Genomic DNA, 12,454 nt, shown 5'->3' on the forward strand with positions numbered 1-12,454 from the left:
CGGGCCGGTGCGAGGATGGCGGACACGAGCACCGAGAACCGTCAGCACCGCCCGGAGGGTGAACCACATGACCCAGACAGTCGCAGTCCTCGGCACTGGCAAGATCGGCGAGGCCCTGCTCAGCGGCATGATCCGGGCGGGCTGGCGCCCGGCGAACCTGCTGGTCACCACCCGCCGCTCCGAGCGCGCCGAGGAACTCCACAACCGCTACGGCGTCGATTCCGTCAGCAACGCCGAAGCCGCCAAGCGCGCCGACATCCTCATTCTCGCGGTCAAGCCCCAGGACATGGGCCGGCTCCTCGACGAACTCGCCGAGCACGTCACCCCCGACCGCCTGGTCGTCAGCGCGGCCGCGGGCATCACGACCGCCTTCATCGAGGACCGCCTCGCCGCGAACACCCCGGTCGTACGCGTCATGCCGAACACCCCCGTCCTCGTCGACGAGGGCATGTCCGTCATCTCGGCGGGCAGCCACGCCACCACCGACCACCTCGCCGCCGCGGAGGCGATCTTCGGCGGCGTCGGCAAGACCCTCCGCGTCCCCGAGTCCCAGCAGGACGCGGCAACCGCGCTGTCCGGATCGGGCCCCGCGTACTTCTACTTCCTCGTCGAGGCGATGACCGACGCCGGCATCCTGCTCGGCCTGCCCCGCGCCCAGGCCCACGAGCTGATCGTCCAGGCCGCCATCGGCGCCGCCGTGATGCTCCGCGACAGCGGCGAACACCCCGTCAAGCTGCGCGAAGCCGTCACCAGCCCGGCCGGCACGACCATCAGCGCCATCCGCGAGCTGGAGAACCACGGCGTACGAGCCGCCCTCATCGCCGCCCTCGAAGCCGCCCGCGACCGCAGCCGCGAACTGGCCTCCGGCAACGGCTGACCTACTCCGCGGCAGCGATCAGCTCCGCACTGCGCACCACCTTCGCGAACCCACCGCCGTGCAACGACACGGCGGTGGCCCGCGCCAGCTCGTCCGCGCCCAGCGTCCACCCCCACGGCCCGGCCAGGTCGAAGGTGTGCGTGGCATCCAGCGCGAAGAACACCTCGTACCCGAGGTTCCCGCCCATCCGCGCCGTCGTCTCCGCGCACATATTGGTCTGGATCCCGGCCACCACGAACTGCCGGATCCCGCTCCGGTCCAGCCACGCCGCAAGGTCCGGCGTCCCGTAGAAGGCGGAGTTCACGCTCTTCGTCAGCAACAGCTCGGGCCCACCGCCCTTCCCGCGCCGCTCCTCGACATACCCCTTGAAGTCGTTCCCCGGCCGCCCCACCCGCAAGGGCGAATCAGGCGTGAGCGAGTCATGCCGTACGAACACCACGGGGCGCCCGCTCGCCTGCCAGGCATCGATCAGCCCCGCGATGTTCCGATCGGCCGCGGGGTTGTTCCGAGGCCCCCAGTACGCCTCCTCCTCGAAGCCCTCCTGCACGTCCACCACGATCAGCGCTGCGTTCTCTGCGATCTCCATGCGAACGATCCTGCCGTCCGGCCACCCCACGCCCCAGAGGTCAAAAAGTCATCGATCGATGCTTTACTGCCACCATGGCGACCTCCCCCGAGCCCACCCGCATCGCACTCGTCGCCTTCCCCGGCATCCGTGCCTTCGACGTCTCGGTCATCACGGAGGTCTGGGGCGTCGACCGCACCGACCGCGGTGTCCCGCCCTTCGACCTGCGCCGCACCGCTGCGGAACCGAGCCCCATCGCCCTGCGCGGCGGCCTCTCCCTCACCCCCGACCGCACCCTCGCCTGGCTCGCCCGTGCCGACCTGATCGTCGTCCCCGGCCTCGACGACCACCTGACACCGGCCCCCGCCCCGGTCCTCGAAGCCCTCCGCCGCGCCCACGCCCGAGCCACCCCGATCGCGTCCCTGTGCGGCGGAGCCTTCACGCTCGCCCAGGCCGGCCTCCTGGACGGCCGCCGAGCAGTCACCCACTGGAACCTCACCGACCTCCTGAGCACCCGCCACCCCCAGGTGAAGGTCACCCAGGACGCCCTCTTCCTCCACGAGGACAACATCTGGACGTCGGCGGGCACCGCGGCCGGCATCGACCTCTGCCTCCATCTCGTCCGCACGACCCACGGAGCCGAGACGGCGGCGACGATCGCCCGCTCGATGGTCACGGCCCCGTTCCGCACCGGCACCCAGGCCCAGTTCATCGAGCACCCCACCCCCCGCGCCGACCGCGACGCGGACACCCTCGCCGCGGTACGGGCCTTCGCCCTGGCCCATCTGGCCGAACCCCACACGGTCGCCGACCTCGCCGCCCACGCCGGGATGTCCCCCCGCTCCTTCGCCCGCCACTTCCAGGCCTCCACCGGCACGACCCCGCTGCGCTGGCTGATCACCCAACGCATCGCCGCAGCCCAGAAGCTCCTGGAACGCACCGACCTCCCCCTCCCCGAGGTGGCCCGCCGCACCGGCTTCGGCAGCGAGATCACCATGCGCCAGCACTTCGCCACCCACCTCTCCACCAGCCCCCGCGACTACCGCCTGGCCTTCCAGCAGGACCCGACCCGGCCCGGGGTTGACAGGGCCTGCCCGGATCCGTAATGTGCTCCGAGTTGTCCGACGTGAGCGCCGACTCCGGTCGGTCCCCGGACAGCCATTCCGCAGTGACCACATCTAGTCAGCGACATCTGACGCCGGACTTTCTGTGCGTATTTGCGAAATGAGGAATCCGCGTTCGAAGGAGCGCGAACCCGATTAGCGTCGGGGCCCAGGATTCCGCTAAAGTCTCACTCGTCGGAACGGCCCAACAGCCGGGAAGACGAACCCCGCTGACTGGGAATCAGGCCCGAAAGGATCTGATAGAGTCGGACTCGCCGGAAAGGGAAGCGCGAAAGCGAAGAACTGGAAAGCACAACCCGCTTCGACCGGGAATCGGACACGAAAGAGTCTGATAGAGTCGGAAACGCAAGACCGAAGGGAAAAGCCCGGAGGAAAGCCCGAGAGGGTGAGTACAAAGGAAGCGTCCGTTCCTTGAGAACTCAACAGCGTGCCAAAAGTCAACGCCAGATATGTTGATACCCCGGCCTGCTTCGGCAGGTTGGAGGTTCCTTTGAAAGTCCCACGGGGTCACTGACCCGGTGGGCAATTTACACAGCGAGGACGCTGTGAACGACCGGTCTTATTCCGTCCGGTCGTTCCGCTCTCGTGTTGTGTTGTCCCGATCACGGGAAAACATTCACGGAGAGTTTGATCCTGGCTCAGGACGAACGCTGGCGGCGTGCTTAACACATGCAAGTCGAACGATGAAGCCCTTCGGGGTGGATTAGTGGCGAACGGGTGAGTAACACGTGGGCAATCTGCCCTTCACTCTGGGACAAGCCCTGGAAACGGGGTCTAATACCGGATAACACTCTGTCCCGCATGGGACGGGGTTGAAAGCTCCGGCGGTGAAGGATGAGCCCGCGGCCTATCAGCTTGTTGGTGGGGTGATGGCCTACCAAGGCGACGACGGGTAGCCGGCCTGAGAGGGCGACCGGCCACACTGGGACTGAGACACGGCCCAGACTCCTACGGGAGGCAGCAGTGGGGAATATTGCACAATGGGCGAAAGCCTGATGCAGCGACGCCGCGTGAGGGATGACGGCCTTCGGGTTGTAAACCTCTTTCAGCAGGGAAGAAGCGAGAGTGACGGTACCTGCAGAAGAAGCGCCGGCTAACTACGTGCCAGCAGCCGCGGTAATACGTAGGGCGCAAGCGTTGTCCGGAATTATTGGGCGTAAAGAGCTCGTAGGCGGCTTGTTGCGTCGGTTGTGAAAGCCCGGGGCTTAACCCCGGGTCTGCAGTCGATACGGGCAGGCTAGAGTGTGGTAGGGGAGATCGGAATTCCTGGTGTAGCGGTGAAATGCGCAGATATCAGGAGGAACACCGGTGGCGAAGGCGGATCTCTGGGCCATTACTGACGCTGAGGAGCGAAAGCGTGGGGAGCGAACAGGATTAGATACCCTGGTAGTCCACGCCGTAAACGTTGGGAACTAGGTGTTGGCGACATTCCACGTCGTCGGTGCCGCAGCTAACGCATTAAGTTCCCCGCCTGGGGAGTACGGCCGCAAGGCTAAAACTCAAAGGAATTGACGGGGGCCCGCACAAGCAGCGGAGCATGTGGCTTAATTCGACGCAACGCGAAGAACCTTACCAAGGCTTGACATACACCGGAAAGCATCAGAGATGGTGCCCCCCTTGTGGTCGGTGTACAGGTGGTGCATGGCTGTCGTCAGCTCGTGTCGTGAGATGTTGGGTTAAGTCCCGCAACGAGCGCAACCCTTGTTCTGTGTTGCCAGCATGCCCTTCGGGGTGATGGGGACTCACAGGAGACTGCCGGGGTCAACTCGGAGGAAGGTGGGGACGACGTCAAGTCATCATGCCCCTTATGTCTTGGGCTGCACACGTGCTACAATGGCCGGTACAATGAGCTGCGATGCCGCGAGGCGGAGCGAATCTCAAAAAGCCGGTCTCAGTTCGGATTGGGGTCTGCAACTCGACCCCATGAAGTCGGAGTTGCTAGTAATCGCAGATCAGCATTGCTGCGGTGAATACGTTCCCGGGCCTTGTACACACCGCCCGTCACGTCACGAAAGTCGGTAACACCCGAAGCCGGTGGCCCAACCCCTTGTGGGAGGGAGCTGTCGAAGGTGGGACTGGCGATTGGGACGAAGTCGTAACAAGGTAGCCGTACCGGAAGGTGCGGCTGGATCACCTCCTTTCTAAGGAGCATCTAGATTCCGCAAGGAGTCCAGAGGCCATTACGTCGGCAAATGTTCGACGGTGGTTGCTCATGGGTGGAACGTTGACTATTCGGCACGACAGGTTGTTTTTCACTAGTACTGCTTCGGCGTGGAACGTGGGGGACGGCAGGTCGGGTCGGGCACGTTGTTGGGTATCTGAGGGTACGGCCGTCATGGTCGCCTTCAGTTGCCGGCCCCAGTGAACCTGTTCTTCGGAGCGGGGTGATGGGTGGCTGGTCGTTGTTTGAGAACTGCACAGTGGACGCGAGCATCTGTGGCCAAGTTTTTAAGGGCGCACGGTGGATGCCTTGGCACCAGGAACCGATGAAGGACGTGGGAGGCCACGATAGGCCCCGGGGAGCTGTCAACCGAGCTTTGATCCGGGGGTGTCCGAATGGGGAAACCCGGCAGTCGTCATGGGCTGTCACCCGCTGCTGAACACATAGGCAGTGTGGAGGGAACGAGGGGAAGTGAAACATCTCAGTACCCTCAGGAAGAGAAAACAACCGTGATTCCGGGAGTAGTGGCGAGCGAAACCGGATGAGGCCAAACCGTATGCGTGTGATACCCGGCAGGGGTTGCGCATGCGGGGTTGTGGGATCTCTCTTTTGCGGTCTGCCGGCCGTGAGACGAGTCAGAAACCGTTGATGTAGGCGAAGGACATGCGAAAGGTCCGGCGTAGAGGGTAAGACCCCCGTAGCTGAAACATTGACGGCTCGTTTGAGAGACACCCAAGTAGCACGGGGCCCGAGAAATCCCGTGTGAATCTGGCGGGACCACCCGCTAAGCCTAAATATTCCCTGGTGACCGATAGCGGATAGTACCGTGAGGGAATGGTGAAAAGTACCGCGGGAGCGGAGTGAAATAGTACCTGAAACCGTGTGCCTACAAGCCGTGGGAGCGTCGCATGCAAGCTTGCTTGCATGTCGTGACTGCGTGCCTTTTGAAGAATGAGCCTGCGAGTTTGCGGTGTGTTGCGAGGTTAACCCGTGTGGGGAAGCCGTAGCGAAAGCGAGTCCGAATAGGGCGTTTCAGTAGCACGCTCAAGACCCGAAGCGGAGTGATCTAGCCATGGGCAGGTTGAAGCGGAGGTAAGACTTCGTGGAGGACCGAACCCACCAGGGTTGAAAACCTGGGGGATGACCTGTGGTTAGGGGTGAAAGGCCAATCAAACTCCGTGATAGCTGGTTCTCCCCGAAATGCATTTAGGTGCAGCGTCGTGTGTTTCTTGCCGGAGGTAGAGCACTGGATAGGCGATGGGCCCTACCGGGTTACTGACCTTAGCCAAACTCCGAATGCCGGTAAGTGAGAGCACGGCAGTGAGACTGTGGGGGATAAGCTCCATGGTCGAGAGGGAAACAGCCCAGAGCATCGACTAAGGCCCCTAAGCGTACGCTAAGTGGGAAAGGATGTGGAGTCGCAGAGACAACCAGGAGGTTGGCTTAGAAGCAGCCACCCTTGAAAGAGTGCGTAATAGCTCACTGGTCAAGTGATTCCGCGCCGACAATGTAGCGGGGCTCAAGCGTACCGCCGAAGTCGTGTCATTCACACATGAAGGGCCAACGCCTGTGTGGATGGGTAGGGGAGCGTCGTGTGCCGGGTGAAGCAGCCGCGGAAGCGAGTTGTGGACGGTTCACGAGTGAGAATGCAGGCATGAGTAGCGATACACACGTGAGAAACGTGTGCGCCGATTGACTAAGGGTTCCTGGGTCAAGCTGATCTGCCCAGGGTAAGTCGGGACCTAAGGCGAGGCCGACAGGCGTAGTCGATGGACAACCGGTTGATATTCCGGTACCCGCTTTGAAACGCCCAATACTGAATCAGGCGATGCTAAGTCCGTGAAGCCGGCCCGATCTCTTCGGAGTTGAGGGTAGTGGTGGAGCCGATGAACCAGACTTGTAGTAGGTAAGCGATGGGGTGACGCAGGAAGGTAGTCCAGCCCGGGCGGTGGTTGTCCCGGGGTAAGGGTGTAGGACGCACGGTAGGCAAATCCGTCGTGCATATAGTCTGAGACCTGATGCCGAGCCGATTGTGGTGAAGTGGATGATCCTATGCTGTCGAGAAAAGCCTCTAGCGAGTTTCATGGCGGCCCGTACCCTAAACCGACTCAGGTGGTCAGGTAGAGAATACCGAGGCGTTCGGGTGAACTATGGTTAAGGAACTCGGCAAAATGCCCCCGTAACTTCGGGAGAAGGGGGCCATCACTGGTGAGTGGATTTACTCCATGAGCTGGGGGTGGCCGCAGAGACCAGCGAGAAGCGACTGTTTACTAAAAACACAGGTCCGTGCGAAGCCGTAAGGCGATGTATACGGACTGACGCCTGCCCGGTGCTGGAACGTTAAGGGGACCGGTTAGCTGACTTTCGGGTCGGCGAAGCTGAGAACTTAAGCGCCAGTAAACGGCGGTGGTAACTATAACCATCCTAAGGTAGCGAAATTCCTTGTCGGGTAAGTTCCGACCTGCACGAATGGCGTAACGACTTCTCGACTGTCTCAACCATAGGCCCGGTGAAATTGCACTACGAGTAAAGATGCTCGTTTCGCGCAGCAGGACGGAAAGACCCCGGGACCTTTACTACAGTTTGATATTGGTGTTCGGTTCGGCTTGTGTAGGATAGGTGGGAGACTTTGAAGCGGCCACGCCAGTGGTTGTGGAGTCGTCGTTGAAATACCACTCTGGTCGTGCTGGATGTCTAACCTGGGTCCGTGATCCGGATCAGGGACAGTGTCTGATGGGTAGTTTAACTGGGGCGGTTGCCTCCTAAAGAGTAACGGAGGCGCCCAAAGGTTCCCTCAGCCTGGTTGGCAATCAGGTGTTGAGTGTAAGTGCACAAGGGAGCTTGACTGTGAGACCGACGGGTCGAGCAGGGACGAAAGTCGGGACTAGTGATCCGGCAGTGGCTTGTGGAAGCGCTGTCGCTCAACGGATAAAAGGTACCCCGGGGATAACAGGCTGATCTTCCCCAAGAGTCCATATCGACGGGATGGTTTGGCACCTCGATGTCGGCTCGTCGCATCCTGGGGCTGGAGTCGGTCCCAAGGGTTGGGCTGTTCGCCCATTAAAGCGGTACGCGAGCTGGGTTTAGAACGTCGTGAGACAGTTCGGTCCCTATCCGCTGTGCGCGTAGGAATATTGAGAAGGGCTGTCCCTAGTACGAGAGGACCGGGACGGACGAACCTCTGGTGTGCCAGTTGTTCTGCCAAGGGCATGGCTGGTTGGCTACGTTCGGAAAGGATAACCGCTGAAAGCATCTAAGCGGGAAGCCTGCTTCGAGATGAGTATTCCCACCCTCTTGAAGGGTTAAGGCTCCCAGTAGACGACTGGGTTGATAGGCCAGATGTGGAAGCCCGGTAACGGGTGGAGCTGACTGGTACTAATAGGCCGAGGGCTTGTCCTCAGTTGCTCGCGTCCACTGTGTTAGTTCTGAAATAACGAACGGCCGTGTTTTTCCGGTGTTGGTTAATTTCATAGTGTTTCGGTGGTCATTGCGTTAGGGAAACGCCCGGTTACATTCCGAACCCGGAAGCTAAGCCTTTCAGCGCCGATGGTACTGCAGGGGGGACCCTGTGGGAGAGTAGGACGCCGCCGAACTCCTTTTACGGGAAAGCCCCGTGCCCTTGTGGCACGGGGCTTTTCTGCGTTCCGAGCGTCTAGGCTCGAACCATGCGCTACGAACTGGTCATCTTCGACAACGACGGTGTGCTCGTGGACAGCGAGCCGATCTCCAACACCATCCTGGCCGAGTACCTCACGGAGCTCGGTCACCCCACCTCGTACCAGGAGAGTCTTCGGGACTACATGGGGGCTGCAGTGCACCGGGTGCACGATCTCGTCGAGGAAAGGACCGGGGAGAAGCTGCCCTCGGACTTCGACGCGACGCTGCACTCGCGGATCTTCGCCGCGTTCGAGCAGGAGCTGGAACCGGTGGCGGGGGTCGAGGACGTGCTGGGGAAGCTCGTCGTCGACGGGGTTCCGTACTGTGTCGCGTCCTCCGGCAGCCATGAGCGGATCCGGGTCGGGCATCGCAAGACCGGGCTCGACCAGTGGTTCGAGGAGGAGTGGATCTTCAGCGCGGAGGACGTGGAGCAGGGAAAGCCGGCGCCGGATCTGTTCCTGCTCGCCGCCGAGCGGATGGGGGTTCCTCCCGAGCGGTGCGTCGTCATCGAGGACAGCCCGCTCGGCGTGGAGGCGGCCAGGGCCGCGGGGATGGATGTGTACGGGTTTACGTCGATGATGCCGGCGGACCGGCTCCCCGGGGTGAACGGGCACTTCTCCGACATGGGCCAACTCCGGGAATTGCTCGCCTGATCCATCTACCCACGGGTAGAAACTGGCCTTACGCTCGCGGCCATGACAGATGCTCGTTTGCGGCACGGCAGGGCCTCCCTCGCGCTGAGTTTCTTCGTACAGGGAGTCACCTTCGCGCTGCTGGTGACGCGGATTCCCGCCATTCAGGACCGGTACGGGATATCCGACGGGCTGTTGCCCGTCTTCCTGGCCGCGGTGCCCATCCTGGCCGGGGTGGGCAGTGTGGTCACCGAGAAGGTGGTCGCGCGGGTGCGGCCCAGGGTCGTGCTGCGATGGGCCCAGCCCGTCGTGATGCTCGCGCTGCTCGGTGCCGGGGCCGGGAACGCACTGTGGGAGGCGGCTCTGGCGCTGGGCGTGTTCGGGCTGTCCGTCGGGGCGCTCGACGCCTCCATGAACATGATGGGGGTCAGCCTCCAGCGGGCGTACGGGCGTTCCATCATGCTCGGGTTCCACGCCGCGTACAGCCTGGGCGGGATCGCCGGGGCGTCCATGGCATGGGCCGGGGCGCACTGGGACCTTTCGCTGCTGGTCTCCTACCTGCCGGCGGTCGTCGTGCTGCTGCCCGTCGCGTTCCTCGGGAGCCGGTGGTACGCCGAGGGTGCGTCGGGGGAGTCGCAGGGCAAGGGGGCGGCGGCCTCGGTCTCCTTCAAGTTGCTGATGCCGCTCTGTCTGGTGATGAGCTTCGCGTACATCGGGGACTCGACGGTCTCCAACTGGAGCGCCAAGTATCTGCAGGACGTGCTGGGGAGCTCGGAGCAGCTGTCGACCGTTCCGTACAACGTCTACATGGTGACGACGCTGCTGGGGCGGGCCGTCGGGGACTTCGGGGTGCGGCGGTTCGGGGCGGTGGCCGTGGTGCGGTCCGGGAGCGTGCTGGCCGCTGCCGGGTTCGGGGTGGTGGCGCTGGCCGGTGGGGCGTGGACCGGGATGCTCGGGTTCACCATGCTGGGGCTCGGGCTGTGTGTGATCGTGCCGCAGACGTTCGCCGCTGCCGGGCGGATGTTCCCCGGGGCGAGCGATACGGCCGTCGCGCGGCTGAATGTCTTCAACTACGTGGGATTCCTGGTGGGATCACCGCTGGTGGGGGCGCTCGGGGACGCCTGGAGCTATCGGGGGGCGATGCTCGTGCCGATGGTGCTGGTGCTCGCGACGCTGGTGTACGCCAAGTCGTTCGGCGCGGAGTCCGCCCGATACGGTGGCGGGCATGAGCGGGCGCGCACAGTTGATGTGGGATGACGCAGTAACGGGATACGACTTCGGGGAAAGTCATCCGATGGACCCCGTCAGACTCGCCCTGACGATGGGGCTGGTCCGGGCGTTCGGGCTCGACGGCGCGGTGGATGTGGTGGCCGCCAAGTCCGCCGGGGAGTCCACGCTGCGGCTGGTGCACCGCGAGGACTACGTGGCCGCGGTGCGTGCCGCGTCGGCGGATCCGAAACGGGCCGATCAGCGCTACGGGCTCGGGACGGTGGACGATCCGGCGTTCGCGGGGATGCACGAGGTGTCGGCGCTGATCGCCGGGCAGTCGGTGGCGGCGGCCGAGGCGGTGTGGCGCGGGGACACCTCGCACGCCGTGAACTTCACGGGCGGGCTGCACCATGCCATGCCGGGCGGTGCGGCGGGGTTCTGTATCTACAACGACCCGGCGCTCGCCATCGCGCGGATGCTGGAGCTGGGTGCCGAGCGGGTCGCGTACATCGATGTGGACGTGCACCACGGTGACGGGGTGCAGGCGGCGTTCTGGGAGGACCCGCGGGTCCTGACCGTCTCGCTGCACGAGCACCCCCGGACGCTCTTCCCGCAGACCGGTTGGCCGGAGGAGACCGGCTCCGGGGCGGGTGAGGGCAGTGCGGTGAATGTGGCGCTGCCGGCCGGTACGGGGGACGCGGGGTGGCTGCGGGCGTTCCACGCGGTGGTGCCGGAGCTGCTGGCGGACTTCCGGCCGCAAGTGCTGGTGAGCCAGCACGGGGCCGATACGCATTTCGAGGATCCGCTCGCCCATTTCGCGGTGTCGCTGGACGCGCAGCGCTCGGTGATGTCGGCCTGTCACGATCTCGCCCATGAGTACGTGGAGGGCGGGCGCTGGGTGGCCCTCGGCGGGGGCGGTTACGCGGTGGTCGATGTGGTGCCGCGGTCCTGGACGCATCTGGTGGGGATCGCCGCGCATGCTCCGGTGGACCCGGAGTCGGTGATTCCGTCGTCGTGGCGGGACGAGGTCTATGCCCGGACCCGGCAGTTGGGGCCGGCCCGGATGACGGACGGGCGTACTCCTTCCTGGAAGTCGTGGGAGGAGGGGTACGACCCCGCGGACCGGCTGGACCAGGCGGTGCTGGCGACGCGACGGGCGGTGTTTCCGTTGCGGGGTCTGCTGGCCTGATCCGGGCGGGGTGGTCGTGGCGGGGACGTTTCCGTGCGGTGGCGCGTAATGGTTACGCCAACTGTGGGGCGTAACCCGGCTTCCGGCCCTCCGTCCGGGTGATTGGGGGAGCATCGATGGGGTGTTGAGCACCGGAGCGCTGCGTGCGCATCTGCTTGCGGCCCGGCTGGCCGGGCCCGTGGCGACCTCGCGGGAAGCGAGTCTGCGGAGCTATCGGCTCTTCGCGGCCAGGGACCCGCGGGCGACGCTCGGCCTTGTCCCCGGGCGGGGCTGGAAGGAGCTCGATCTGCTGCGTCTGATGGCCGACAGGTGCGGGGTTTCGGACGATCCCGCTCATGTCTCGGGGACTGATGTGATCGATCCGGAGCGGACCCTGGCAGGTCTGGACGCATTCGCCGAGCGCTTGTCGCATGCCGCGGTCCGGCGGGCGCCGGTGCTGTTCGGGACCGGTCATCCGCACCGGCTGCTCGGTTTTTACGCAGCGTTGGCAGACGCCATGTCGGCGGCCGGGTGCCGCGTACTCACTCCCGCGCAGGGGCGATGTATCGACATAACGACCCGGTTCGGCGTACGCACGTGCAGCCTCGATTACGTACGAGGAGTCGCGATGGTGCGCGAACCCGGCGTGCGGTCCACCGGTGGTGACACCGGCGCACATACCCATTCCCCGCTGCCGGTCAGGGTCGTTCTGGAGGCGGCCGCGGAGGGTCGCGGGCGGCTGCCGGAACTGGTCGTCGGGGACCACGGGTGGGTCTGCGGGGCAGGTCAGCTGGGCATTGAGGCGATCGGCCTGGCCGATACGGACGATCCCGCGCTGTTCGTCGGGGAGGCCGAGGGACGGGTGGCGGTGGCCGTTCCGCTCGATGACGCCGTGCCGTCCGCGTACTACCGGCCGCTCACGCGCTATGTGCTCAATCGGGCGTTTCTGTCACGGTAGGCGGCCGATCGTCTCCCCTCTTCCCCACTCGCATCACCCGCCCCTAACCTGGGGAGTGAGCGCACAACGACGAAGAGTCACCGGAGGGGAAGCCGGTGCGCGT

7 protein-coding genes and 3 rRNA genes are annotated in these 12,454 nt (G+C 64.2%); 9 read left to right on the top strand and 1 reads right to left on the bottom strand.

All coding sequences use genetic code 11. The features are described from left to right. The first annotated feature begins 67 nt into the window (after window positions 1–67). Window positions 68–877: a pyrroline-5-carboxylate reductase gene (gene proC, locus OG611_RS10180; RefSeq protein WP_266417812.1), complete on the top strand. Its 810-nt coding sequence runs from the start codon at window positions 68–70 to the stop codon at window positions 875–877. A 1-nt stretch (window position 878) separates the two neighbouring features. Here the strand turns inward: proC and OG611_RS10185 are convergent, their stop codons facing one another. Continuing rightward, window positions 879–1,463, bottom strand: a complete 585-nt coding sequence (locus OG611_RS10185) for a cysteine hydrolase family protein (RefSeq protein WP_266417814.1) — start codon at window positions 1,461–1,463, stop codon at window positions 879–881. Between the two features lie 74 nt (window positions 1,464–1,537). Here OG611_RS10185 and OG611_RS10190 point away from each other — a divergent pair, with 74 nt between their 5' ends. The 8 genes from OG611_RS10190 to OG611_RS10225 all read left to right on the top strand — a co-directional run bounded on the left by OG611_RS10190 (window position 1,538) and on the right by OG611_RS10225 (window position 12,351). Then, window positions 1,538–2,548 carry a GlxA family transcriptional regulator gene (locus OG611_RS10190; protein WP_266417816.1) on the top strand — a complete coding sequence of 337 codons (1,011 nt, stop codon included), beginning with the start codon at window positions 1,538–1,540 and terminating at the stop codon, window positions 2,546–2,548. Window positions 2,549–3,181: 633 nt separating this feature from the next. Further along, window positions 3,182–4,707: ribosomal RNA gene (locus OG611_RS10195) — 16S ribosomal RNA — on the top strand. A gap of 297 nt (window positions 4,708–5,004) precedes the next feature. Next, a 23S ribosomal RNA gene (locus OG611_RS10200) occupies window positions 5,005–8,126 on the top strand. 77 nt (window positions 8,127–8,203) lie between these two features. Beyond that, window positions 8,204–8,320 (top strand): 5S ribosomal RNA (rrf, locus tag OG611_RS10205). The 16S, 23S and 5S rRNA genes sit together here, the layout of an rRNA operon. A gap of 72 nt (window positions 8,321–8,392) precedes the next feature. Further along, window positions 8,393–9,037: an HAD family phosphatase gene (locus tag OG611_RS10210; protein WP_266417819.1), complete on the top strand. Its 645-nt coding sequence runs from the start codon at window positions 8,393–8,395 to the stop codon at window positions 9,035–9,037. Window positions 9,038–9,079: 42 nt separating this feature from the next. After that, window positions 9,080–10,273 carry an MFS transporter gene (locus tag OG611_RS10215; protein ID WP_266417821.1) on the top strand — a complete coding sequence of 398 codons (1,194 nt, stop codon included), beginning with the start codon at window positions 9,080–9,082 and terminating at the stop codon, window positions 10,271–10,273. Next, window positions 10,242–11,414: an acetoin utilization protein AcuC gene (locus OG611_RS10220; protein ID WP_266417823.1), complete on the top strand. Its 1,173-nt coding sequence runs from the start codon at window positions 10,242–10,244 to the stop codon at window positions 11,412–11,414. Before OG611_RS10215 ends, OG611_RS10220 begins: the two co-directional genes overlap by 32 nt. 121 nt (window positions 11,415–11,535) lie before the next feature. Continuing rightward, window positions 11,536–12,351: a phosphatase gene (locus tag OG611_RS10225; protein WP_266417825.1), complete on the top strand. Its 816-nt coding sequence runs from the start codon at window positions 11,536–11,538 to the stop codon at window positions 12,349–12,351. Window positions 12,352–12,454 lie beyond the last annotated feature (103 nt).

The sequence above is a fragment of the Streptomyces sp. NBC_01363 genome (assembly GCF_026340595.1).
Lineage (GTDB): Bacteria > Actinomycetota > Actinomycetes > Streptomycetales > Streptomycetaceae > Streptomyces.